The organism is Pontibacter litorisediminis (assembly GCF_029360645.1).
Taxonomy (GTDB): Bacteria; Bacteroidota; Bacteroidia; order Cytophagales; family Hymenobacteraceae; genus Pontibacter; species Pontibacter litorisediminis.
Genome location: NZ_JARDUA010000006.1, coordinates 51,166 through 74,743, shown reverse-complemented (window position 1 = coordinate 74,743; position 23,578 = coordinate 51,166). Strand labels below are relative to the sequence as shown.

General features: G+C 52.9%; 21 protein-coding genes. 9 read left to right on the top strand and 12 right to left on the bottom strand.

The annotated features are described in order from the left end of the window. Position 1: 1 nt before the first annotated feature. Positions 2-460 (top strand): hemerythrin domain-containing protein, encoded by a 459-nt coding sequence (locus tag PXG97_RS16415; RefSeq protein ID WP_276498879.1) that lies wholly within the window; start codon positions 2-4, stop codon positions 458-460. A gap of 701 nt (positions 461-1,161) precedes the next feature. On the opposite strand, the gene PXG97_RS16410 is transcribed toward PXG97_RS16415, so the two are convergent. Beyond that, complete coding sequence (locus PXG97_RS16410) at positions 1,162-1,680, bottom strand: gamma carbonic anhydrase family protein (protein ID WP_276498878.1); 519 nt, start codon at positions 1,678-1,680, stop codon at positions 1,162-1,164. 127 nt (positions 1,681-1,807) lie between these two features. Further along, the gene (locus PXG97_RS16405; RefSeq protein ID WP_276498877.1) at positions 1,808-2,794 is read right to left on the bottom strand and encodes a radical SAM protein; all 987 of its coding nucleotides are present in this window, start codon (positions 2,792-2,794) and stop codon (positions 1,808-1,810) included. Between the two features lie 188 nt (positions 2,795-2,982). Between PXG97_RS16405 and PXG97_RS16400 the strand changes: the two genes are divergently transcribed. Continuing rightward, positions 2,983-3,414: a RidA family protein gene (locus tag PXG97_RS16400; protein WP_276498876.1), complete on the top strand. Its 432-nt coding sequence runs from the start codon at positions 2,983-2,985 to the stop codon at positions 3,412-3,414. Positions 3,415-3,766: 352 nt separating this feature from the next. Next, positions 3,767-4,375: a porin family protein gene (locus tag PXG97_RS16395; RefSeq protein ID WP_276498875.1), complete on the top strand. Its 609-nt coding sequence runs from the start codon at positions 3,767-3,769 to the stop codon at positions 4,373-4,375. Between the two features lie 113 nt (positions 4,376-4,488). Here the strand turns inward: PXG97_RS16395 and PXG97_RS16390 are convergent, their stop codons facing one another. Continuing rightward, positions 4,489-6,015: an AbgT family transporter gene (locus PXG97_RS16390; RefSeq protein WP_276498874.1), complete on the bottom strand. Its 1,527-nt coding sequence runs from the start codon at positions 6,013-6,015 to the stop codon at positions 4,489-4,491. Between the two features lie 155 nt (positions 6,016-6,170). Here PXG97_RS16390 and PXG97_RS16385 point away from each other — a divergent pair, with 155 nt between their 5' ends. The 3 genes from PXG97_RS16385 to PXG97_RS16370 all read left to right on the top strand — a co-directional run bounded on the left by PXG97_RS16385 (position 6,171) and on the right by PXG97_RS16370 (position 9,319). Further along, a complete protein-coding gene (locus PXG97_RS16385; protein WP_276498873.1) occupies positions 6,171-7,061 on the top strand; it encodes a S66 peptidase family protein in 891 nt (296 codons plus the stop codon). A gap of 58 nt (positions 7,062-7,119) precedes the next feature. Next, positions 7,120-8,028, top strand: coding sequence for a hypothetical protein (locus PXG97_RS16380; protein ID WP_276498872.1), 909 nt, complete (start codon positions 7,120-7,122; stop codon positions 8,026-8,028). Positions 8,029-8,461: 433 nt separating this feature from the next. Then, the gene (locus PXG97_RS16370) at positions 8,462-9,319 is read left to right on the top strand and encodes a hypothetical protein (protein ID WP_276498871.1); all 858 of its coding nucleotides are present in this window, start codon (positions 8,462-8,464) and stop codon (positions 9,317-9,319) included. A gap of 502 nt (positions 9,320-9,821) precedes the next feature. On the opposite strand, the gene PXG97_RS16365 is transcribed toward PXG97_RS16370, so the two are convergent. After that, the gene (locus PXG97_RS16365) at positions 9,822-10,529 is read right to left on the bottom strand and encodes an endonuclease III domain-containing protein (RefSeq protein ID WP_276498870.1); all 708 of its coding nucleotides are present in this window, start codon (positions 10,527-10,529) and stop codon (positions 9,822-9,824) included. Between the two features lie 209 nt (positions 10,530-10,738). Here PXG97_RS16365 and PXG97_RS16360 point away from each other — a divergent pair, with 209 nt between their 5' ends. Continuing rightward, positions 10,739-11,431: an MBL fold metallo-hydrolase gene (locus PXG97_RS16360; RefSeq protein ID WP_276498869.1), complete on the top strand. Its 693-nt coding sequence runs from the start codon at positions 10,739-10,741 to the stop codon at positions 11,429-11,431. Between the two features lie 91 nt (positions 11,432-11,522). Further along, positions 11,523-12,161, top strand: a complete 639-nt coding sequence (locus PXG97_RS16355; protein WP_276498868.1) for a DUF2238 domain-containing protein — start codon at positions 11,523-11,525, stop codon at positions 12,159-12,161. 940 nt (positions 12,162-13,101) lie between these two features. Here the strand turns inward: PXG97_RS16355 and PXG97_RS16350 are convergent. From PXG97_RS16350 to PXG97_RS16325, 6 genes are all read right to left on the bottom strand, one after another. After that, positions 13,102-13,752: a YiaD family glycine zipper/OmpA-like lipoprotein gene (locus tag PXG97_RS16350; RefSeq protein WP_276498866.1), complete on the bottom strand. Its 651-nt coding sequence runs from the start codon at positions 13,750-13,752 to the stop codon at positions 13,102-13,104. Positions 13,753-14,087: 335 nt separating this feature from the next. Continuing rightward, on the bottom strand, positions 14,088-14,804 hold the full coding sequence (locus PXG97_RS16345; RefSeq protein WP_476745545.1) for a YiaD family glycine zipper/OmpA-like lipoprotein: 717 nt from the start codon (positions 14,802-14,804) through the stop codon (positions 14,088-14,090). Between the two features lie 262 nt (positions 14,805-15,066). After that, the gene (accD, locus tag PXG97_RS16340) at positions 15,067-15,963 is read right to left on the bottom strand and encodes an acetyl-CoA carboxylase, carboxyltransferase subunit beta (protein ID WP_276499084.1); all 897 of its coding nucleotides are present in this window, start codon (positions 15,961-15,963) and stop codon (positions 15,067-15,069) included. Positions 15,964-16,113: 150 nt separating this feature from the next. Then, a complete protein-coding gene (locus PXG97_RS16335; RefSeq protein WP_276498864.1) occupies positions 16,114-17,172 on the bottom strand; it encodes a class I fructose-bisphosphate aldolase in 1,059 nt (352 codons plus the stop codon). A gap of 290 nt (positions 17,173-17,462) precedes the next feature. Continuing rightward, the gene (locus PXG97_RS16330; protein ID WP_276498863.1) at positions 17,463-18,677 is read right to left on the bottom strand and encodes an amidohydrolase family protein; all 1,215 of its coding nucleotides are present in this window, start codon (positions 18,675-18,677) and stop codon (positions 17,463-17,465) included. 90 nt (positions 18,678-18,767) lie between these two features. After that, entirely contained in the window at positions 18,768-20,069 is a 1,302-nt protein-coding gene (locus PXG97_RS16325) for an amidohydrolase family protein (protein ID WP_276498862.1), read from the bottom strand. Positions 20,070-20,228: 159 nt separating this feature from the next. On the opposite strand from PXG97_RS16325, the gene PXG97_RS16320 reads away from it, so the two are divergent. Beyond that, positions 20,229-20,891: a hypothetical protein gene (locus PXG97_RS16320; RefSeq protein WP_276498861.1), complete on the top strand. Its 663-nt coding sequence runs from the start codon at positions 20,229-20,231 to the stop codon at positions 20,889-20,891. Between the two features lie 108 nt (positions 20,892-20,999). Here PXG97_RS16320 and PXG97_RS16315 read toward each other — a convergent pair whose 3' ends face one another. Further along, positions 21,000-22,013 (bottom strand): M28 family peptidase, encoded by a 1,014-nt coding sequence (locus PXG97_RS16315; RefSeq protein ID WP_276498860.1) that lies wholly within the window; start codon positions 22,011-22,013, stop codon positions 21,000-21,002. Beyond that, positions 22,003-23,499 carry a cysteine--tRNA ligase gene (gene cysS, locus PXG97_RS16310; RefSeq protein WP_276498859.1) on the bottom strand — a complete coding sequence of 499 codons (1,497 nt, stop codon included), beginning with the start codon at positions 23,497-23,499 and terminating at the stop codon, positions 22,003-22,005. The genes PXG97_RS16315 and cysS overlap by 11 nt, the downstream gene beginning before the upstream one ends. Positions 23,500-23,578 lie beyond the last annotated feature (79 nt).

The window sequence follows — 23,578 nt, the reverse complement described above, 5'->3', positions numbered from 1 at the left end:
CATGAAGCGCCACGAAAGCCTCATACCGATCTCGCGCCAGCACCACGGCGGCCTGCTAACGGCCAGGCTGCTGCAACTCGATGCACCGCCCTACAAGGGCATGCCTGCTACCGCTGCCTCCAAACGCGATTATGTAGTCACTTTCCTTCAGCAGCACCTGCTCCCCCATTTCAAGCTGGAGGAGGACACGGTGTTTATACTTGCCTCTGACTGCTCAGAAGAGCTGAGACAGCAGGCACAGGCCTTACAGGCGCAGCACCGGCAACTGGAGCGGCTGATACTTGCTTTACCGGAGGTTGAGGAGGCTGAACTACCCCACAAGTTGGATGAGGTGGGCAGGCTGCTGGAGCAGCACATCCGGCAAGAGGAGCGCGTTTTCTTTGAGACCCTGCAGCAAAAGCTGCCTGAGGAGAAGCTCCAACAGCTGCAGCGGCAGGTGCTGGAGCATCTGGAGGGGTAATTCTATACTTGTATCTTATTCCTTTCGCTTGCCGCTCGCTGGCGCGGGTTTGTAACCCGTGCCTTCTATGATGTCAGGTTTGTAACCCGACTGGCTTGCAGAGCCATACTTTATACTTAGGCTATACTTTTATACTTCAGTTTATACTTGCTGCTATACTTTCACTGGCGCAAGCGTCCGCTTGTACCTCTCTTAGCCACCGTTCCCTGCAACTGTAGACAAGCTATACTAGCTAGCCTCTGCTGATCCAAGGCTTTACAACCTGCCTGTTTCATCTCCTGCTTTGGCTACCTCTAGGCCGGGAGGCCTCGTCCTGGGGGTAGGGGCCCCGATAAGGGCATCGCGCTGTCTACATTTCCTTTGCTCCTACGTCGCATTGCCCTTACGGGCACCGGAAATCTAGAAGGCGCTCAACCCAAAGACTGGGTTCAGTTTGATAGCCACCGCTATTCGTCATCTCGACCTACGGGAGAGTCTAACTAAAATTCCAGATAAATCTCTCGCTCTGTTCAAGATGACAGGGAAGGAAGTATAATTCCCCACCTGCGGTAGGGGCCCTCGAAAAAGCCAGGTTTCGGATTCCAGACTAGTTTGGGAAGAGAGGCCAGGGGTGATCAAACCCGTTACCACAGGTTCCCCTGTTTTTAGATGAGGGCTCAGACAGGGTTTATACTTTGCAGAGGCACATGGTTTCCAGCCGGTTACCCTTTCCCGCTGAACCAGCCGCTGTACATGACATAGTTATTGGCTGTTCTGGCAAGGCCTTCTAGCTGCTCCTGGCTTAGCTGCTTCACCTTACGGGCCGGTATCCCTGCATAAATCCACCCTGACTCGCAAATGGTGTTCTCCAGCACAATGGCACCCGCCGCTACAATACAGTTCTGCTCCACCACGGCATTATCCATCACGATAGCGCCCATGCCCACCAGCGAGTTATCATGCACGGTGCAGCCATGCACGATCGCGTTGTGGCCTATGGATACGTTGTTGCCTATGGTAGTGGCAGCCCGCTCGTAGGTGCAGTGGATCACGGCCCCGTCCTGTATGTTGGTCTTGTTGCCGATGCGGATACTGTTCACATCGCCACGGATAACGGCGTTGAACCAAATGGAGCACTCGTCTCCCATCACCACATCGCCTACGATGGTGGCGTTTTCGGCAATCCAGCAGCCCTCGCCCATTTGTGGCCGCACGCCCTTAACCGGAAGTATAACTGGCATATGTTTATTTGTTGGTTGATGAATTGTTTTATTGTTGTCCTTGCAGAGGTAACGGTTGTTGCATGTGCCTCACTCATCTAGCCTGAGATACAGCCTATACTTTATTGATTTAAGCACCAATCAATAATTACCCATTAGCAATCAAGCGTTTCCACGTTCCTTTCAGGTAGTTATACTTGAGGGTGCTGGGCAGGGCTTTCCAGAAGTACTTGTTCGTTTCTACGGCAAAGCTTGGCTGCATGTAGCAGTTAATGGTGCAGCCCTCACAGGCGGGCAGCCTTCCCTCCTGCCGTTTCAGCTCTTCTACCTCCCGGCTTAAGTATAAATCATACAGGCTGCCGTTTATCGGGAAGCTTTGCGTACCGAGGTGGTAGCAGGGCAGTACCAGCTCGTTCTCCGGAGAGATGACCAGGGTAGTGCTGGCAGCCTTGCAGACGGGTGTGGCTGTTTTATTGCCTCCGTCCAGCCGCAGCTGCACAAACCCTTCGTTCAGGTATACTTGCCTGCGCTTGCCGAAATCGCTCAGGTAACGCAGCTCCTCCTCCGTCAGCCGCTCACCGGTCTCTACCTCGTTGTACTCAAAGGCCGGGTTAAGTATGAGCACGAGGTTATTTGGAAGTATGATCTTCTGGTACACCTCCTCCAGCTGGTGCAGGTTGTGGCGGAACACCGTAAAAAGTATGTCCGGCCGCTCGCCCAGCTCCCGCGCCACCTGTATCGACTCCATTACAAAATCATAGCAGGCCACACCGCGGCCCCGGTCATGCTCTTCCTTGTCGGCCGAGTCGAGGGAGAAGTGCAGCATGTCTACCTTGCCCTTCAGGCGCTGCGCCAGTTTGGGGTAAAGCATGGCGTTGGTGGTGAGCGTGGTGATGAAGCCCATGCCGTGTGCCAGGCCGAGCATCTCATCGATCTGGCGGTGCAGCAGCGGCTCGCCGCCGGTAAAGTCGATCACCTGCACCCCCAGCCGCTTCAGGTCGCGCAGGTTCTGCTCCACGTCCGGCAAGGTAATGTAGGGCGATGGGCGCTCCCAGATATCGCAAAACGAGCACTTTGCGTTACAACGATAGGTAACGTAGTAATTGCATAGTACCGGTTTAGACCTCAGGCGCATGGTGTAGGCGATAATGAGCTCAAAAGTATAAATTCTGAATGAAGTATACGGTAGTAAGTCTGAATGAATTTACCACACCTGCAGCTGGCATTAACTTAATTGTTGGGGGGCTGCAAGGCAGAACCGAGACATATTGGACCTCTATCATACGGAGCGTCAACTTTTTTTACTCTCTAACTTTAGAAACTATGAACAGAAAGCAAATTTCATCGGGAGCTGTTTGGGAAGACCGCATTGGCTACAGCCGCGCCGTGCGGGTAGGCAATACCATAGAGGTAGCCGGCACCACCGCCACCAATGGCGAAAGCGTGGTTGGCAGAGGCAGCCCCTATGAACAAACCAAGCACATTCTGGAGACAATAGAACAGGCCCTGAAGCAGGCGGGCGCAGGGCTGAAGGATGTGGTGCGCACGCGCATCTATGTTACCAATATCAGGCATTGGGAGGAGATCGGCAAGGCCCACCAGGAGGTGTTTAAGGATATAAAGCCGGCCAGCAGCATGGTGCAGGTGGCCGCGCTCATAAACCCGGAGCACCTGGTGGAGATAGAGGCTACGGCCATCCTTAACCCCGACACTGAATTTCTGACGCACTCCACAGACCCCTACTACGAAGTATGAGCAGCCGCAGAACGGCCTGCTGCTTTAGCTGTAATCACCCTATGCAGGATGCTGTTTGTGGGGTAGATTAGGATGTTCGTATAAGAAAAACCGATTATGGGATAATAAAGAGGGGTATTCGTATAAAACTGCGCGAAAGTATGGTTTATGTCTTTATCTTTGTAACACAAACGCCAAGGGGAAATTTGTTTAAGGTGAGATGTAAATAAAGATTCCACTACTATCTATCTACTACCAACAGAAGATATTGGCATAGGCCGCTCCTTCCCGGGAGCGGCTTTTTTTATGCACTAACGTATACTACTCGTTCGTTAGAACAAAGTCAGCGCTCCAACCACTATCTTTTTAAGCTATGAGAAAAATTGTTTTAACCTTGATGACAGTGCTGGCACTTAGCACTGTAGCCCACGCGCAGCTGTTTCAGGCCGGCGTAAAAGCGGGGGTAAGTTCTTCCAAAGTAAAACTGAGCGATGTGCAGAACGCCCCGCAGCAGTATGCCACCGCCGATAACATAACCGGCTACCACGCCGGGGCCTTCGCCCGCCTGCAGTTGCTGGGCCTGCTGTTGCAGCCGGAAGCCATACTTGCTACCTCGGGCGGTAAGGTAGAGGTGAGAGACGACCCCAACAGCACCCTGGTGCGCGTAGAGAAATTCAAGTTCGACCGCCTGGACGTGCCGCTGCTGGTAGGCTTTAACTTTCTGCGGGTGGCGCGCGTGCAGGCGGGCCCTGTGGCCTCTATGCTGCTATCGGCACGCCAGGAGGGCCAAACCGTCAAAGACTACTACGATAACTCAGATTGGGGCTTCCAGGCAGGCCTGGGCGTAGACATAGGGGCTCTTACCCTAGACGCGCGCTACGAGCGCATTAACCGCGACTTTACCAACACCAGCCAGCAAACCGATGGCAAGGTGCGAAACGAGCAGTTTCTGGTGAGTTTGGGCCTCAAACTGATAAAGTAGCAAAGGCAGCATGACACAAAAAAGCCGCAGGAGCATCAACCCCTGCGGCTTTTTAATTTTTATACTTTGAGATAAGTCTTTTGCCAAACAGTCCTTTGTCTATCTATCTAGAACTACGGCATGTACAGGTTCGCGCCAGGCCCTATCGGCAGGTCCAGCAGAATCCAGATGATGAACATCACGACCCACCCGAGCAGGAAGACGATAGAGTATGGCAGCATGGTGGAGATCACCGTACCGATACCCGCTTTCTTATCATAGCGTTGGATAAAGGCTACAATCAGGGCAAAGTAAGACATCATCGGGGAGATAATGTTCGTGACGCTGTCGCCGATGCGGTAAGCCACCTGCGTAAACTCCGGCGTATAGCCCAGCAGCATGAACATTGGGATGAACACCGGCGCCATAATGGCCCATTTGGCCGAAGCCGAGCCCATAACCATGTTGATTGAGGCCGCCACAAGTATAAACATGATCATCAGCGGGATACCGCTCAGGCCGAGCGTTTTTAGCGCATCGGCACCGTTAATGGCCAGGATAAGCCCCAGGTTAGTCCAGTTAAAGTAGGCCACGAACTGCGCCGCAAAGAACACCAGCACGATATAGGAGCCCAGCGTTTCCATGGATTTGGACATGCCGCGCATCACGTCACTGTCGTTCTTAATGGTTTGGGCGCCGATGCCGTAAGCGATACCCGCCACACCGGCCAGTATAAAGATAAACGCCACAATGCCTGACATAAACGGAGAGTTCAGGATGTCGCCCGTTTCCGGGTTGCGCAGGTAACCGTTCTCCGGGATCAGGCCGCCAAGTATAAAGGCAACCATCAGCAGGATGGCGATGGTGGCGTAAAGCAGGCCGCGCTTCTCCAACGAATTGAGGCGATCTATACTTTGTGGCTTCTCGTCGCCATCGTACTCCCCCAACCGTGGTATCACCACCTTCTCCGTAACCCAAGTTCCCAGGCCCGCCACGATGAATGTGGACACGAACATGAAGTAGTAGTTGGCGGCAGGGTTCACCGTGTAGTCTGGGTTGATGATACGGGCAGCCTCTGTAGACAGGCCCGCCAACAGGGGATCGATAGTACCCAGCAGCAGGTTGGCGCTGTAGCCCCCCGACACACCGGCAAAGGCAGCAGCCAAACCGGCCAGCGGATGACGGCCCGCCGCCAGGAAGATTACCGCCGCCAGCGGCACCAGCAGCACGTAGCCAACCTCGGAGGCTGTGTTAGAGATCACACCGGAGAAAACGATCACGAACGTAAGCAGGCGCTTTGGCGACGAGAGCACCACCAGGCGCAGCACCGTGCCGATCAGGCCGGTACCTTCGGCAATGCCGATGCCCAGCAACGACACCAGTACCGTTCCCAGCGGCGCAAAGTCGGTGAAGTTGGTGACCATGCGCGTCAGGATCATGTGGAGCCCTTCAGCCGAGAGCAGGTTTACCGGCGTTACCGTCTGGCCTGTTCCGGGGTGCGTCACGGCCATATCAAACTGGCTGGCCACCCACGAGAGGATCACCACCAGCAGGGCAAAGCCGGCAAAGAGCGTGGCCGGGTGCGGCAGGGCGTTTCCGATGCGCTCCACCACCGACAGGAACTTGTCCACCCCTGATTTCTTGTTCTGTACTTGTGTCATAAAAAGGTTTGCGGTTGATTAGCTCACCGTGCAGGCTGGCTGCACGAGGTATTTGTTGGTTGTAAAAGAGTGTCCGAAGATGCCTAAAAATTGCCGTGTTCGCAAATCTAGCTTAAAAGCCATAACTTAGCCCATAGCCAAAAAACGTATACCCTATGATTGCACCGCTCCAGCCCGGCGACAAAGTTGCCCTTATCGCCACAGCCCGAAAAATAGACCGTGAAGCCATCACGACTGCCGTTCAGGTAATGCAACAGTGGGGGTTGGAGGTAGAGGTGGGCCCTACTGTGGGGGCTAGCTACGGCGTGTTTGCCGGCGACGATGCCCTGCGCCTGCAGGACCTGCAGCAGGCCTTGGACCGCCCCGACATCAAAGCCATTATCTGTGCCCGCGGCGGCTACGGCACCACCCGCATCCTCGATCAGGTGGATTTCAGCTGGTTTAAAGAGCAGCCCAAGTGGGTGGTTGGCTTCAGCGACATCACCTCCCTGCTCTGCCACATCCATAGTTTAGGTATTGAGAGTGTGCACGGCATCATGCCCCTGCTCTTCCCCACCGGCACCGAGGCCGCCCTGGACAGCCTGCGGCGGGTACTCTTTGGCGAGGAAGTACACTATGAGGTGGCGCCGCATCCGTTTAACCGCACCGGCACCGGCCAGGGCCAGCTGATCGGGGGCAACCTGGCCCTGCTGCACAATGTCTCTGGCACCCGCTCCGACTTTACTACCAAAGGTAAGATCCTGTTTCTGGAAGATGTAGATGAGTACCTCTACAACATCGACCGCATGATGGTACACCTCTCCCGCGCCGGCAAGCTGGATGATCTGGCAGGCCTGATTGTGGGCCACTTCAGCGACATGAAGGACAATGCCGATCCTTTTGGCAAAAATGTATATGAGATCATAGCCGAGCACACGGCCAAGTATAACTACCCGGTCTGCTACGGCTTCCCGACCGGCCACGAGCCGGATAACCTGGCGCTGGTATGCGGCCGTGAGGCGAAGCTGGAGGTAAGCGAGCAGGGGGTGCGGTTAGCGTATTGTTAGGAACTTCAGCGATTAAATAGAACCTTTGCCCACTCTTACAACCTATTGTTACCAATCAATGAAAACATCTTTTACCTCTTTTTTAACCAGAGCCTTTGCGGTCGTGGTTATAGTATTGGCATTTTCTTGTACTGATAAAGATTCTCCTGAACCACAGCCTCTTATTGAAAGAGTAACAAGCTATAAAATTCCAGTGGATATGGAGACCGGGGAGGTCTTTCCGGAGTATAAAAAGCTTTGGACTGAAAAAATTTATGATGCATCAGGCTTACTTATTACCGAAAAGTATAGAAAACTGAGCTACTCAACCTATGGACATCCCATCCATGACAACTTATTTACTGAGCACAATACTTATGAGAATGGCCTACTTACTGTTAAGGACATTACTCGTGCAGAGCCGCCTGTTAAGGAGCAATATGTTTATACTTACGCCAACAATAAACTGACTGCTAAAGATTACTACTTTCAGTACAACGGCAATTATACGTTACTCCATAAGTACTGGTATGAATATGATACAGGCGATCAGCCAAGCAGGATGCTTTTTAATCACTACAATTTTAGCTATGAACCTGACTTGTTTGAATACACTTATGATAGCAGAGGAAACAAGATAAAAGAAGTTATAAACTCAGATGACTTTGGTGGTCACCCACATTCGCACCAAAAAGGAGTTTATACTTGGGAGTATGATAGCTACAACAACCTGACGAAAGAAACTTTCTACGCTGACGGTACTAAGACCATCAGGGTAATTCAGGCAATTACTTACACCTACACCAAGGATGGCAAGATTGCCGAGGCTATAAAAGATTCTGGAAATGGATTTTATGAGAAGAGTGTTTACCACTACGATGCCAAAGGATATTTAGAGAAACTAGAAATATTCAATAAAGACAGTCGCATTTTCACGGAGTATGTACCTTCATCCATAATGGAGTATGAGTATGTTTTCAGGAAGTAAGAGGTGTAACCCCCGCTATCTGTACCGCCCTAAAGTGTGGTTATTTGAGGGACAGTTTGGCGGAAAGTATACTGTCGATAGCCTTCGAAGTGTAATGCCTGCCGCAAAAAAGACGGCATTAAGGCACAGGCCACCCCGCAAACGTTACGCCATTCTTTTGCTACGCACCTACTAGAGCAGGATAACGACTTATGCTATATTCAGACATTATGAGGGCATCGTAATTTTAAAACCACTGAAAGTTACACACATGTAACAAGCTATGCATTATGAGTCCGCTTGACAACCTGTAGGTAACGGCTTTTGTCGCTTTAGAACAATTATTATGGATTAAATGAAGTTTATGAAACAGGTACACACGCCTTCGTACATAGTGCAGATAAGCCAAACAGACTTCCCTTTATACAGTCTTTAGGGCAAATAAGAGTAAAGAATGAAACACTTACTATTAATTTTCTTCCTTTTTCCATTTTGCTCTTTGGCATGCTCCTGCGACCCACCACCAGTCGCATTAGAATTCCTAAAGTCTAAGTATGTATCCTATGGTTCAGTTATAGAAAAGGAATACACTGCTGACTCCCTGACTTATACCGTTACTTTAAAAATAGATAAACATTTCAAAGAAAATAAGGAGAATCCTCAAACCCTTACTTTCACTGAAGCTGCAGAAGGCAGCATTACAGGACATTATACTTCATGTGACTATAGTATAAACATCGGAGAAAATTGGCTCATCTATGCTTATGATTATAAAGGAAAGTTAACTTTTAGCTACTACTGCTCTAATTCCAAATCCTATAACTCAATTGATGATATTAGGCAATACGAGCTTGAAATTATAGAAGCAGGCAACAAGATAGATTTAGATAAGATTGTCTTCGAAAGTATGACAGGTCGCTTAGGGAGCCTTCAAGAGTACAAGCCCCCTAAGCCAAAAGTCCCGCTGGACACGCTGCTGACTCATGCAGATAGTGAACTCTACAGTAGCCTTGAAGACTCACATTTCGAGAACTTTATCATCAACATTGATACTAAAGGTAACATAACGATAACAGCTGTGCATAGGCGGCATAAACACTTTGAAATAAAGAGAGTATACGATGTCAGTTACCCAGCATACACCCCTATTGATAGTCTTAACACAAAGCTTCAAAATGAAATAGTCAAAGCTATCATGAAAGGCAAATTGTGGAAACCAGCTGAATTTATGGGTAGAAAAGTCAACTCTCAGGTTCACTTGCAAGTGTACTTTAAGAAGAACGAAAAACCTTATACATCACCAATATATTAATCGCCCTAACCACACCCAAAAGCCAGCTACGCCGCCTTATGGCCAAATACGTTATGATTTATAAATACAAAGACCACCCCCTGCTCTTGAATTAATGCGCTGCACATTTCTAATAGGTTTGGTAGAGGAAACAATTGAGCAGCACCAACGGCAAAATACAACTGAAGTAACAAGAGCCAAGGAACAAAGGCACCGGGCAGAAAGCCAAAAATGATACAGAAATTACACCCGCCGGCCAATGCTAAACCTCGGCTAAGCTTTGTTAAACAGCCGCTGCGTTTTCCGTACCTCTGTCGTTCCGGGAAAGGTAACTTGTAAAGCCGCCGTTCAGCCCGAAATAGCTACAGCAGAAGCGCTTTGCCTCGCGTAAAATATGCATGAAAACAGTGCATGAGCCTGACAGAAGTGCTAAGAACCACCCCACCTAGCTTGAGCGGAGCGGCTCCTAAACTGGTAACGAGTCAGCTATCTTCTGCGCGCAAAGTATAAAGCTGCGCTTCCCTCAAGCCGCCTTGTCAACCCCCTTCTGACGCACATCCTGGTAATAATTGCAGATGCCGTTGAGCACGCATTGCTCGCATTTGGGACTGAAGAAGGTGCAGATGCGCTGGCCGTGGCGCAGCATGTGGATGTGGAAATTGTACAGCTCCTCCGGCTCCTGTGGCAGCATCTGTAGCAGAATATCATGGGCCTTGTTAGCGGTGGCTTTTGCCCCGATCAGCCCCACCCGCTGGCTTATCCGGAACACATGCGTATCCACGGGCATCACCGGCTTTTTAAAGTTGAAGAGCAGCAGTAAGGTGGCTGTCTTTATTCCTACCCCCGGTAGCTTCGTCAGCCAGGCCAACGCCTCCTCCACCGGCAATTCCTCCAGAAAGTCCACGCTAAACTCACCGCGCTCCTCTTTTATAAGGCGCAGCGTCTGCTGTATTTGGGGGGCTTTCTGCCCCGGGTAGCGGGTGGTCTGGATGGCATCGGCCAGTTCCTCCACATCAGCATGCATCACGCCATGCCAGTCCCCGAAGCGCTCTAGCATGGTGTTATATGCTTTCTCCTCATCTTTGTGGTTGGTGCGGTGCGAGAGCATGGTAGAGATAAGCTCGTGCATGTGGCTTCGGCGCGGCTTCAGTTCGCGGCGCTTATACTCCTGGTTCAGCAACTCGTGCGTCAGCATGGCTTTCTCCTCCGGAGGCAGTTGGTGGGCATCCATAATCTACTTGTTAGTTTTGGATAATTTTACGGCGTCCTACTGGTTCCGTTAACAAGTTTTTTTTGCGCCGCCATAGTACAGAAGCCTTTGTAATGTACCACCTTGTACAGCTGTTGCAGGTTGGCTATGGGCATATTTACAACTATTTCCGTTTTCAGACGCTATACTTGTTGGTTACTTGCTTTACGCCTTAGCGGCACCCTCACACTATGGATATAAAGTTTTTAGGAACAGGAGGCGCCTTCGACACAGACTACCTGAACTCTGCGGCCGTGCTAAACTTCCGGGGCGTGCACCTACTTATTGACTGCGGCTTCACCGTTTTCCCGGCGCTGGTGCAGAAGAACCTGGAGCAGAAAGTAGACCATATCATACTTACCCACCTGCACAACGACCACTGCGGCAGCCTGGCTAACCTGCTGCTGTACAAAAGCATTGTGGAGAAGGCCCCAAAGCCTATCATACTTTATCCATCGGAGCAGTTTAAACAGCAACTATGCCTGTTTTTGGAGATACAGCTGAAAGAGCCTGACAAGTATGCCGAGTTTGTGCCGCTGGAGAATTTTGAGGGCATCCAGTGTGTCGACACCTATGGCAAGCACTCGGAGGGCCTGCAAACCTATGCCTATATTTTTGAGGAGGACGACGAGCGTATTGTATACTCCGGCGACCTGGCCAAGCCAGAGGTGCTCTTCGACCGGCTGCACCGCATGGCCCAGAAACGCACCTGCGTGTTTCATGATATCACCTTTAGCCCTAACAACACCAGCCATACGTACTATAAAAAGCTCCTGCCCTACCTTAACGGGGTGGATATGTTCGGCTACCACTGCGACCCAACCAAAAGCCCGCTCGACAACCCCATTCGACTGGTATTTTTCCAGAAGGAAATGATGGCTTAGGCCATAATAAGGCGCCCTCCCGAAACAAAGTGTACTTCCGGGAGTTTAAGGGCAGAACAGAATGATTGGTTCTGGGAATGTTGCTATACCTATGCCTGCCACTACAACACCAAAACTTACCTACCGGCAACAGCCTCTACACATACTTTACAGTGTGCTGTTCGGGGCATTTTGGATTTACACCGGGCTTACTACCCCAGACCTGAAGAACTGGCTGCTGGAGAGCACGCTCACGCTCTCGCTCCTTATCTTTTTGGTGGCGTTCTACAACATCTTCCGGTTTTCCGATTTTAGCTACACTTTGATCTTCCTCTTCCTGCTGCTGCACGTGTATGGCAGCCAGTACCAATACGCCGAAAACCCTTTTGGGGAGTGGCTGAAGGGGGCGTTAGGCTTTACCCGCAACCACTACGACCGCCTGGTGCACCTGGGCTACGGCCTGCTGCTTACCTACCCCATACATGAGGTGCTGGCTTACGGTTTTAAGCTGAGGCCAGTATTAACGTACCTCCTGCCCGTGGAGCTTATACTTTCCACCAGTGCTTTGTATGAGTTGGTGGAGTGGATAGTGGCAGACTGGGTTTACGGTGGCGGAGAGCAAGGTATGGTTTTCCTGGGGATGCAGGGCGATATCTGGGATGCCCAGAAAGATGTTGCTATGGCCTTTGTCGGAGCAGTGGTAGCCATGGCCATGGCGTTTGCCTTTATCAGAAGAAAGCAGGAAATATGATGCAGCTACAAACGCCGTCCGTAACAACTCTGCGAAGAAGAGAGTCTCACCCTACCCCGGCCCTCTCCTAAAAACACGTGATGGTATTTTCTGCCACACCGGATCCAACCACCCCTGCCCCTCCGAGGAGGGGAATCTGGCTGAAGCTCTGTCAGCTCTGGCTATCAAAAGCTGTTCCCAGTTTTTGGGTGGGGGTAGGGGCCCTCGAAAAAGAGCGCCTTGTGAGATCCGGTGCCCGCCAAGGGCATGCTGAGCAAAGCGAGGCAAGGAGGGAACACAGCGCGATGCCCTTATCGAGGGCCCCTACCCCCAAGACGAGCCCTCTCGGGCTGGAGAGCACCAAAGCCAGAGATGCAACGATAGGTATGTAAGACTGGAGGATGAAGAGTGGCTAGAGAGGATAGCTTACTTCCAGTTGCAGGAAGCAGTAGCAACAGGAAAAGCACTAGCTGCAAGCCCCTGCCAGCGGGGGGGAAAGTTTAATTCAGGCAGTGGGAGCAACGGCTAAGAGCGGCACAAGCGGACGCTTGCGCCAGAGAAGTATGAAGTATAGCCAAAGTATATGTATGTCTTTTCAAGCCAGTTGAGTCTCATACTCAACATGATTGGGAAGTCCCAAATCAAGAGATTTGCGTTAGGAAGGCCGGCAGGCATAAACTGTGCTTCACGCGGATCAGGAAATCCGCAGCAGAGAGGTTTCGGACAAGGATGTTCGGAACAGCGAGACAAGGCACGGGCTGCAAGTCCGCGACAGCGACGGCAGAAACCTATTGCTAAAGTATAAAGCCACAACAAACGCTTGGCCAGAAACAATTTGCAGATAACAACTATGTACGGTAGAGCAACCCCAGCACAACATGCACAAAAAAAAACCAGCCGCACCCCCGTGCGGCTGGTCAATCACCAATTATCCAATCAATCTACTACTACTTAACTCTTGTTATAGATCTCCGCGCTCGGCGGCTTTCTTCATTTTCTCGTTGGCGAAGATGGCAATCTCTACGCGGCGGTTCTGCTGGCGCCCTTCAGTTGTGCTGTTGTCGGCAATCGGCTGGTCATCGGCATAACCTTGGGTTGTCATGCGGCTACGGTCTACGCCCATAGAAGACAAGTAACTGGCCACCGACTGCGCACGGCGCTCCGACAGCGGCTGGTTGATGCTTCTGTTGCCGGTGTTGTCCGTGTGGCCTTCAATCAGAATGTTAGTATCAGGGTACTTCTTCAGCGTCTGGGCCAGCTGCGAAATCTCAGTCTTAGCGTTAGACTGCAGCTCGGCGGAGTTTGTTGGGAACAGGATACCAGAGTTGAAGGTAATCTTGATACCCTCGCCTACACGCTCTACCTGAGCATTCTCCAGGTCGCGCTGCAGCTCTTCAGCCTGCTTGTCCATATGGCGGCCAATCAGGGCACCTGCTGTGCCACCCACGGCAGCTCCAATAATTGCACCTGCGGCTGTATTACCGGCCACACGGCCTACCACACCACCTACAACGGCACCGGAACCGGCACCGATAATGCCGCCCTTCGTTGTTCTGCTCATGCCACCGCCCTCACGGCTAGAGGCACAGGAACTGAACAAAGTGGCTATCATCGCTATAATAAAAAGGTTAATCCTAAAGTGTTTCATAGTTATCAATTTTAACTTCTGTTCCGGATGCTCAACATCCAGCCCCTTTTACTGCCTATATTCTTAAAATGTTATATAAACTTCCGTTGAATATTTTTAATCGGCGCTATGAGGCAGTTTACCTGCACCTTACGCCTGGCCAGTGGGCTGTGTCACCGGATATACCCCTATAACGACAATCGCTGCACTGAGTTTTGCAAAGGCCCCTTCCTGCCACAGCAGCCCCAAAAACACCAATGCCCGCTCCTGTTAAAAAGGAGCGGGCATTGGATTAATTTATTGACGCGGCTTGGTGCAACTTAGTCTAGCTGGCCGTTCTCAGCGGCTTTCTTCAGCTCCTCGTTAGCCACAATGATGATCTCCACGCGGCGGTTTTTCTGGCGTCCTTCCACTGTGGTGTTGTCGGCAATCGGCTGGTCGTAGCTGTAGCCTTTGGCCTGCAGTCGGGAGCCGTCAACACCCAGGCTCTGGGCATAGTTTTTCACGGCCTGCGCACGGCGCTCCGACAGCTTCTGGTTCAGCTCATAAGAGCCGGTGTTGTCTGTGTGGCCCTCAATGATCACGTCGGTGCCTTGGTACTGCTGCAGTGTTTTAGCCAGCTTCTGGATGTCTTGCTTGGCAGAAGCGCTCAGCTCGGCAGAGTTCACGGCGAAAAGTATGCCTGAGTCGAAGTTCACACGGATAGCCTCGCCCACACGCTCCACATTGGCGTTCTCCATAGATTTCTCCAGCTCCTCGGCCTGCTTGTCCATGCGGCGACCGATCACAGCGCCTGTGGCGCCACCCACGGCAGCACCCACAATGGCACCTGCGGCTGTATTACCCAGCCTGTTACCGATCAGTCCACCAAGTACAGCACCGCCACCGGCACCAATCAGACCGCCCTTCGTGGTTTTGCTCATGCCTTTCTTCTCATCGGCAGGCTTCGTTTGCGCGGTAGTCGTCTCGGTGTTATCAGAGCCTGCTACTGGTGCAGTACTTTTGCAGGATGTAAACAACATCGTAACAGCCAGCATAGAGCTCAGGGATAGTTTTACAAATTTCATGTTAATCAGGGTTTGGTAAATGTGTGTTGTTGTTTTTTAGTTTGAGTGTATAGTAGCAGCACTTCAAGTGCTTTCACCTGCAAACGCAAGTCTTGTGCCAAATCGTACGCTGAGGGCCACAAATATTTAGCTAAAGATATATCTATATAAGCTATACTTTGTGCCACAGCCCATAAAAAAGCCTGCTAGCGCAACACTAACAGGCTTTTATTTTCTTAAGGCTATAGGATAACTAGGATGCTTTCGCCGCTTTTTTTGCCTCTGGCGCAGTGGTTACATCCTCGGGCAGCAGCACCATGCTCAGCAGTTCGCTCAGGCGGCTCTTCAACTGCTTGCGGTCGATGATGAAGTCCAGGAAGCCGTGCTCCAGCACGAACTCAGCGCTCTGGAAACCTTTCGGCAGGTCTTTGCCAATCGTTTCTTTGATTACACGCGGGCCGGCAAACCCGATCAGGGCACCCGGCTCAGCTATGTTAAAGTCGCCCAGCATGGCGTAGGAGGCGGTCACACCGCCTGTGGTAGGGTCTGTTAGCAGGGAGATGTAGGGTAGTTTCTCCTCGCTCAGCAGCGCCAGCTTGGCCGAGGTTTTGGCCATCTGCATCAGCGAGAAGCCAGCCTCCATCATGCGCGCACCACCCGACTTAGAGATCATCAGGAAAGGGGTGCGTGTTTTGCGGGCATGGTCGATGGCACGGGCAATTTTCTCGCCTACCACCGAGCCCATTGAGCCCCCGATAAACGCAAAGTCCATACAGGCAATGGTCAGGTTTTGGCCGTTTATCTTACCGTAGGCAGTGCGTACAGCATCCTTTAGGCCGGTAGCCTTCTGCGTGGAGGCGATGCGCTGCGGGTAAGGCTTGGAGTCCACAAACTCAAGCGGGTCGCCAGAGGTCAGGTTCTCATCCAGCTCCGTGAACTCGTTATCATCAAACAGAATGGCAAAGTACTCTTTAGAGCCAATACGGTCGTGGTGGTCGCACTGCACGCAGGTGTTCAGGTTCTTGCGGTGCTCGGCCATACTTGTCACGGTTTTGCAGTTCGGGCACTTGTACCACAATCCGTCCGGGGTTTCCTTCTTTTGCTCTGTTGGCGTATGGATTCCTTTATCTGCTCTTTTAAACCAAGGCATCATAGTTATACAGCGTGCTTCCGCACATTAAAGTTATGGCTATACTTTACAGCAAAGTATAAAATCAAAAAGTGGCCCGCCCCAGCCACCCAGAGGGTTCAGCAAAGGCGGGCCACAAAAATATGTAATAATCAGCAGTTCTGCTACAAATTACGCCAGTGTAATCTCATTTGCCAGGTACACATCCTGAATCGCGTTCAGCAGCTCCACCCCTGTGTTCATGTCCTTCTGGAATGCTTTGCGGCCGGAAATCAGCCCCATACCGCCTGCACGCTTGTTGATAACAGCCGTACGCACCGCATCCGCCAGGTCAGAGGCTCCCTTAGACTCGCCACCGGAGTTGATGAGGCCGGCGCGGCCCATGTAGCAGTTGGCCACCTGGTAACGCGTCAGGTCAATCGGGTTATCAGAGGTGAGTTCGGTATACATCTTCTCGTTGGTCTTGCCAAAGCCAATTGCCTTAAAGCCGCCGTTGTTCTCCGGCAGCTTCTGCTTGATGATGTCTGCCTGGATGGTGACGCCCAAGTGGTTGGCCTGCGCCGTCAGGTCGGCGGCCACGTGGTAGTCCACCCCGTCTTTCTTGAAGGCGTTGTTGCGGGTGTAGCACCACAGAATAGTGGCCATGCCCAGCTGGTGCGCCCGCTCAAAGGCCTCGGCCACCTCTATAATCTGGCGCGACGACTCCTCAGAACCGAAGTAAATGGTGGCGCCCACGGCTGTCGCCCCCAGGTTCCAGGCCTCATCCACGGAGCCGAACATGATCTGGTCATACTTGTTAGGGTAAGTCATCAGCTCGTTATGGTTGATCTTCACCACAAACGGAATCCGGTGCGCATACTTCCGCGACATCATGGCCAGGTTGCCGAACGTGGTAGCCACCGCGTTGCAGCCGCCCTCTATGGCTAGTTTGATGATGTTCTCCGGGTCAAAGTAAATAGGATTTGGCGCGAAAGAGGCACCGGCGGTATGCTCAATGCCCTGGTCCACTGGCAGGATGGACAGATAACCAGTACCGCCCAGGCGACCGTGGTCAAACAGCTGCTGCAGGCTGCGCAGCACCTGCGGCGAGCGGTTAGACTGCGCAAATATCCTGTCCACGAAATCAGGGCCCGGCGCATGCAGTTGCTCTTTGGAAATGGTCTGGCTCTTGTGCTGCAGCAGGTTCTCAGCATCGGAACCAAGTAGCGAAACGATTTTCTCGTAACTCATTCGTTTTGATAGTTTTTGGGTAGAATGTAAAATGAAGAACTAAATATTACTAAAGCCTTTGTTCAGATTATGGGGATCTACCAAAGCGGCAAAGCCTTTTCAGGCTTTAAACCGCGGCGTTTTCTATAGCATGGCAGGCACCTTTATGGTGGCGCAAGCGCAGGGGCTTGCTCCCAACTATACTTTAACTAGCCCAAAAAGTTGTGCCTGCATTTGCTATAAAAGCCTTTGTCCTACCTTGCGCTAGCATCTTATACTTCTCCGTAAAAGTATAAAAAATCAGCAAAAAGCTATTTACATTCCTCGCTCACCACTTTTCCGTCAATCATCACGGCGCACACATGCGAAGTATACTCAAACGGGTCGCCGTCGAACAGCACCAGGTCGGCATCCTTACCTTTCTCCAACGAGCCCACACGGTTGCTCAGGCCAAGTATGCTGGCCGGTGTGGAGGTGATGGAGGCCAGCGCCCGGTCGGTGCTCATGCCATTGGCCACAGCCACACTCGCCTCGAAAAGTATAACGCGGGCACGGGGTACGTACTGCTCAAAGCCGCTCTGTATCGCCACCGGCACACCGGCTTTTGCCAGCACCCCAGCCGTTTCGAACGACATGTTCTTGCTATCGCCGTACGAGCGCGCCATGGTGGGGTGAAGTATAACCGGCACCCCGGCGGCCTTCAGCTCATCCACCAATAGGTAAGCTTCTGCTCCTCCGTCCAGCACCAGGTCCAGGTTAAACTCTTTGGCCAGACGCAGCGCCGCCATGATGTCGTGTGCCTGGTTAGCCGTGATCAGCGTTTTATACTTCCGGTTCAGCAAGTCCGACAGGTAGTCCATCTTCAGGTTGCGGTCGGGGCGCTTGCTAAGGTCAGAGTTAGCCATCTTCTTGGCATAAGCCTGCGCCGCCTGCAGCTCCGCCCGCAGCATGGCCATGCCTTTGGCCGAGGTCTTTGGCGAGTTGTAGTTCTCCCCTACCGTGGCCCCTAGGGTAAAGGCGATCATGCTGGTGGTGTCGAGCAGGGTGGAGAATCCTTCGGGCGATGTTTTGATCGCCATGGTCTGCCCACTGATGAGGGCGCCGGGCCCATGGCCGGTGTTGACAGTTGTCACGCCATAGCTGCGCACCCACGCTATCAGTTCCTCGTTGGGGTTGTACGAGTCTATGGCGCGCAGCTCAGGTTGTATGGGCGCTGTTTTCTCCAGCTGCTGCTGGTCGGCCGGAATGTTGTAGATACCGGCCAGGCCTACCGAGGTATGGGCATCTACCAGGCCAGGCGTCACGACTCTGGCATTGTATACTTTGTAGTTCTGCGGCACCTGCAGGTTGGCCCCCACCGCCTCTATTTTACCGTCCTTTAGCAGCACCACCCCATTCTTTATAGGAGCGCCCGCCATAGTATAAATTGTTTCGCCTTTTACGGCAATCTGCGCCACGGCTTGCGGCCCGCCAAGTATAGCCACGCCGGCAAGTATGGCCGCAGCCAGTTGTATATGTTTTTTCATGTATTTCTAAGATGAAAGACTATTTGGCAAAGGACAAAAGAGAAACAGTTTTCCAGACAAGTCCTTTGTCATAAACTCCTTTGTCAACAATTAATGTGCGTGGTAGTGCAGGCTTCCGCTGTAGGCATTGTAGCCGCCGGTAGCAAACTTCTTGTCTTCCGGGTTGCTCAGGTCAAAGCGCTTCTGCCCCTCTACCCACGTCTGCTCTACCTTCGTATGCACACTAAAAGGCTCGCCGCTCAACACGATAAAGTCAGCGTCCTTGCCTTTCTCCAGGGAGCCCACGCGGCTGTCCAGCTCCAGCATCTTGGCACCGGCAATGGTCAGGCCCTCAATAGCTTTTTCTTTGCTCATGCCTGCCCGCACCGCCAGCGACACGTTACGCATGAACAGGCGCGAGTCTGTAATGCCGTCGTCGGTGTGGAAGGCGGTTAGTACGCCGGCCTTCTCCAGCACGGCGCCGTTGGCGTTGCTTACTTCCACAGCTTCTGATTTTCCGCCCGGCGAGTCGAGGGTGATGATAGAGGCAGGCACCCCGGCTTTGGCGATCTCGTCGGCAGCTTTCCAGGCCTCGCTCACGTGGTGCAGCACCATCTTAAAGCCGAACTCCTTCTGCAGGCGCAGGGCCGTCAGCACATCGTCGTAGCGGTGGGTGTGAAAGTGCACAATGCGCTTGCCATCCAGGATCTCCACCAGCGGCTCCAGGTTGGGCTTGCGCTCCGGCATTTTATCGGCCTTGCCCTTGGCCGCCTTTACTTTTTTGTTGTAGGCCTGCGCATCCAGGAAGAGCTGGCGCGCCATGGCCGCAGATTTGGAGCGGGTGCCGGGGAAGGGGGCGGATTTCATGGGGTTGGTACCATTGGCCATTTTCATGCCGCCGCAGATACCGTTGGTCACGTCGTCGCAGAAGGTCAGGTCGCCTATGGTCTTGCCATCGCGCATTTTTAGGTACACGGTCTGCCCGCTCATCAGGTGGCCCGAGCCCGGCATCACGTTCACAGTGGTAATGCCTCCGGCCAGCGCCCGTTTAAAGGTATCGCTCAGCGGGTTAATGGCGTCGATGATGCGCACGTCTGGGTGTAAGGGAGCGGAGCCGTCGCCGCCGGAGCCCTCGCCCAGGTGCGAGTGCGTGTCCACCAGGCCGGGCATCAGCACTTTGCCTGCCACGTCAAACTCTTTAGCGTTTCCAGGGATGCGCACTTTGTCGGCAGCGCCCACGGCCGTGATCTTTCCGTGCTGCACTACCAGCACACCGTTTTCGATAGGCTGCCCCACCACGGGAATGATGCGGGCTCCTTTAAAAACGTGCGGCTGCTCCTGTGCGGTGGCTGCGCCAGTACCCAGCAGCAAGGCCAGCCCCAGCGAAGCCCATAATTTACTTTTGGCAATCATACAAGGTAAGGTGATAAGGTTAGTTTAGTTTAGCCCTACAACTTACCTAATTTCTCTATAATAATAAAACGCTATACTTTACCTCAGGCACCTGCAATACAGCGGATATCAAAAGGAATAGAAATCCGTTACTACTTAGACACCACAAATGCTACTACTATGAAACACAAACCACAAAAAATCAAGCGTATACCTACAGCTCTGCTCGCCTTACTGGCCGGAGCGTTGCTGTGGGGCTGCACTCCCACTACCCGTATCACCGGCACCTGGAAAAACCCCGAGGCAACTGCGCAAAACTACAGCAAGGTGATGGTAGTGGCCCTTACGGACAACGTGCGGGCCAGGCAAACGGCGGAAACCGACATGCAGGCGCAGCTGCAAAAGCATGGGGTAGAGAGCGTCAGAAGTATAGACATGTTTCCGCCTACCGTGGCGCAGAAAGGCGGGCCCGATGTGAACGAGATTTTGTCTAAAGCACAGGAACAAGGCTATGAGGGCATCCTGACGATTGCGCTGCTGGATGAGGAGACGGAGACACGCTACGTGCCAGGGTCTTACGGCTACACCCCCATGACCCGCTTTGGCTGGTACGGCAGGTTCCGGGGCTATTACACCTATTGGTACCCCACCCTGTATGACCCCGGCTACTACGCCGAGGAGAAAATATACTTCCTGGAAACAAACCTCTACGATGCAAAGACAGAGCAACTGCAGTGGTCTGCCCAGACGGAGTCGCACAGCCCTGCCAGCCTCCGGAAAGCTTCGGAAAACCTTGCCGAGCTAACGATAAACAGGCTGGCGCAGGAGGGGTTGCTGCAGTAGCAGCACAGGAGGTATACCTGGCGCACCAGCTGTGGCCAAGAAAAAAACAGCCCCGTCCTTCCTGCAGGAAAGACGGGGCTGTATGCCTCACAGGCTAGTATTTTTTAACTACTCGTTGTACACGACGTGCAGCACGGTCTGCCCCACAGCCTTCAGCGTATTCTGGCTGATCACGTCCATGGTGTCGGTGTGGCGGTGGTGGTACGGGCCGAAAATATCCCCGTTACTGGCGTTCGGGTGCAGCTCCACAATATCAATCATCCGGATTTTGGCCAACGTGTTCACGTAGTAATGGTCATCGGTAATAGCCGGCGCGTTCTGGTACTTAAAGTAATCGGAGTAGCCAATGTTGTTGCCGGCCTTCCATACTTTGTTCACAATGTCGTTGGCAAATTGCCTGGAGTACCCCTCGCGCGTGAAGCGCGCATTCTCGGCTCCCACCATGTCCAGCAGTATCCCGAAGTTGGCGCGGTAGTTGGCGTTGTGCTTGTTTCTGCTCCAGTACTGTGAGCCCAGGCACCAGGAGTCCTGCACGTACGGCATCGGGCTGTCGTCCGGCTGGCCGTAGTCTTCCCCGTCAAAGAAGATCAAGTCCACGCCCACCTCTGGTTTCTGCTGCGCCTCGTTGATCGTGCGGGCGATCTCCAGCAACACCCCTACCCCGCTGGCACCGTCGTTAGCGCCGTCTATGGGTTCCTCAGGGTTGTTCTCGTCCTTGTCGGCGATGGGGCGGGTGTCCCAGTGGGCGGCCAGCAGGATGCGCTTGGTTGCGCCCGGGTTATAGGAGGCGATGATGTTGCGCAGGTTCAGCACCGTGCCGTCGTAGGCCTTGGCCTGGAACTTCTGCTCCTGCACCTGCGCGCCATACTCTTTCAGCTTAGCCACAATCCACTCGCCGGTCTGGAAGTGCGGGCCCGTGTTGGGAACACGCGGGCCAAAGGCCACCTGCTTTGCCACAAAAGCATAAGCCGAGTCGGCGTTGAAGGCCGGGGCCTGTACGGCTGTAGGTGATTCCTCCTCTACCCCATTCGCCTGGCTACCGCTTTTCTCGGCAGAGTCGCAGGCCGTGAGGCAAAGGGTTCCGCAAAGCAGCAGCGCCAGCATATTTAGTTTATTCTTCATAAGCCCAGTCTATTCCGGTTTTCATGTCTTTAATCACGATGCCCTGCCGCTTCAGCTCAGCCCGGATGGCATCCACCTTGTCATAGGCTTTCTGCTCCTTGGCCTCTTTGTAGAACGAGAGCACCAGGTGCAGCACCTCTTCCATGTTGCCTACCGTTTCTTCCTTCAGCCCCAGCACGTCCAGCACCAACTCCTGGTAAGTGTCGTACATCAGGTCAAATGTCCCTCTGGAGAGCTGCGCCACATCAATCTGCCCCAGGTACAGGCTGTTTATTTTCTTGAGCAGGTTAAACAGCGAGGCAATGGTTTTGGCTGTGTTCAGGTCATCGTTCAGGCCGCGGAAGCAGTCTTGGGAGAGCTTCTGCAGCTCCTCGTTCAGCTTCTCGTCCGGCACTACCTCCGTTTCCGCCTCCGGGTAACGCAGTTTCTTGAGCACACGCAGGCCGTTCATCAGCTTGGTGTAGCCTTTGCGCGCCGCCTGCAAAGCCTCGTTGCTGAAGTCGAGGGTGCTGCGGTAGTGCGCCTGCAGTATAAAGAAGCGGATCGTCATGGGTGTATAGGCCTGCTCCAGCATCTCGTGGTTGCCGCTAAAGAGCTCGCTCAGGTTAATGAAGTTGCCCAGCGACTTGCCCATCTTCTGCCCGTTCACTGTGATCATGTTGTTATGGATCCAGTACTTGGCGCCGTCGCTGTGGTCGCAGCTGGCCTGGTTCTGCGCAATCTCGCACTCGTGGTGCGGAAACATCAGGTCCAGTCCGCCACCGTGGATGTCAAAGGTTTTGCCCAGGTACTTGCGGCTCATGGCCGAGCACTCCAGGTGCCAGCCCGGAAAGCCGTCGCTCCACGGTGAAGGCCAGCGCATAATATGTGTCGGGGAGGCCTTTTTCCAGAGGGCAAAGTCAAACGGCGAGCGCTTCTCCTCCTGCCCTTCCAGCGTACGGGTGTTGCCGATCAGGTCCTCAATGTTGCGGCCGGACAACTTTCCGTAGTTGTGGTCTTTGTTGTAGGCCGCCACATCGAAGTATACCGAGCCGTTCACCTCGTAGGCCAGGCTGTTGTCGAGTATCTCCTGGATCATCTCGATCTGCTCTATAATGTGGCCGGAAGCGCGTGGCTCAATATCCGGCGACAGCACGTTGAGCTTCTGCATCTCGTTGTGGTAGATGTTGGTGTAGTGGTTCACCACCTCCATCGGCTCCAGGTGCTCCAGCTTGGCCCGCTTCTGGATCTTGTCCTCGCCCTCATCGGCATCGTTCTCCAGGTGGCCCACATCGGTGATGTTGCGCACATAGCGTACCTTATACCCTTGATACTTCAGGTAGCGGTACAGTACATCAAAGGTAACGGCACTGCGGGCGTGGCCCAGGTGCGGCTCCCCATACACGGTTGGGCCGCACACATACATCCCCACAAAAGGGGCGTGCAGCGGCTCAAATTCCTCTTTCTTTCGCGTAAGCGTATTGTACAGGTTCAGTTTCTGTTGCATAATTCTTAAGTATAGGCTCCTTTCTTTCAGTTGCCGTACTTGTATCTTCACGGCGCCATGGCCGATTGTGACTCAAAAC

Bases quoted from the DNA above. Each gene is read 5' to 3' on its own strand.
- PXG97_RS16385 (WP_276498873.1), top strand. From the start codon at position 6,171: ATGATTGCACCGCTCCAGCCCGGCGACAAAGTTGCCCTTATCGCCACA.
- PXG97_RS16325 (WP_276498862.1), bottom strand. From the start codon at position 20,069: ATGATTGCCAAAAGTAAATTATGGGCTTCGCTGGGGCTGGCCTTGCTG.
- PXG97_RS16405 (WP_276498877.1), bottom strand. From the start codon at position 2,794: ATGCGCCTGAGGTCTAAACCGGTACTATGCAATTACTACGTTACCTAT.
- PXG97_RS16390 (WP_276498874.1), bottom strand. From the start codon at position 6,015: ATGACACAAGTACAGAACAAGAAATCAGGGGTGGACAAGTTCCTGTCG.
- PXG97_RS16320 (WP_276498861.1), top strand. From the start codon at position 20,229: ATGAAACACAAACCACAAAAAATCAAGCGTATACCTACAGCTCTGCTC.
- PXG97_RS16415 (WP_276498879.1), top strand. From the start codon at position 2: ATGAAGCGCCACGAAAGCCTCATACCGATCTCGCGCCAGCACCACGGC.
- PXG97_RS16380 (WP_276498872.1), top strand. From the start codon at position 7,120: ATGAAAACATCTTTTACCTCTTTTTTAACCAGAGCCTTTGCGGTCGTG.
- PXG97_RS16370 (WP_276498871.1), top strand. From the start codon at position 8,462: ATGAAACACTTACTATTAATTTTCTTCCTTTTTCCATTTTGCTCTTTG.
- PXG97_RS16400 (WP_276498876.1), top strand. From the start codon at position 2,983: ATGAACAGAAAGCAAATTTCATCGGGAGCTGTTTGGGAAGACCGCATT.
- PXG97_RS16365 (WP_276498870.1), bottom strand. From the start codon at position 10,529: ATGGATGCCCACCAACTGCCTCCGGAGGAGAAAGCCATGCTGACGCAC.
- PXG97_RS16360 (WP_276498869.1), top strand. From the start codon at position 10,739: ATGGATATAAAGTTTTTAGGAACAGGAGGCGCCTTCGACACAGACTAC.
- PXG97_RS16330 (WP_276498863.1), bottom strand. From the start codon at position 18,677: ATGAAAAAACATATACAACTGGCTGCGGCCATACTTGCCGGCGTGGCT.
- PXG97_RS16350 (WP_276498866.1), bottom strand. From the start codon at position 13,752: ATGATAGCCACTTTGTTCAGTTCCTGTGCCTCTAGCCGTGAGGGCGGT.
- PXG97_RS16345 (WP_476745545.1), bottom strand. From the start codon at position 14,804: ATGCTGGCTGTTACGATGTTGTTTACATCCTGCAAAAGTACTGCACCA.
- PXG97_RS16410 (WP_276498878.1), bottom strand. From the start codon at position 1,680: ATGCCAGTTATACTTCCGGTTAAGGGCGTGCGGCCACAAATGGGCGAG.
- PXG97_RS16335 (WP_276498864.1), bottom strand. From the start codon at position 17,172: ATGAGTTACGAGAAAATCGTTTCGCTACTTGGTTCCGATGCTGAGAAC.
- accD (WP_276499084.1), bottom strand. From the start codon at position 15,963: ATGCCTTGGTTTAAAAGAGCAGATAAAGGAATCCATACGCCAACAGAG.
- PXG97_RS16355 (WP_276498868.1), top strand. From the start codon at position 11,523: ATGCCTGCCACTACAACACCAAAACTTACCTACCGGCAACAGCCTCTA.
- cysS (WP_276498859.1), bottom strand. From the start codon at position 23,499: ATGCAACAGAAACTGAACCTGTACAATACGCTTACGCGAAAGAAAGAG.
- PXG97_RS16315 (WP_276498860.1), bottom strand. From the start codon at position 22,013: ATGAAGAATAAACTAAATATGCTGGCGCTGCTGCTTTGCGGAACCCTT.
- PXG97_RS16395 (WP_276498875.1), top strand. From the start codon at position 3,767: ATGAGAAAAATTGTTTTAACCTTGATGACAGTGCTGGCACTTAGCACT.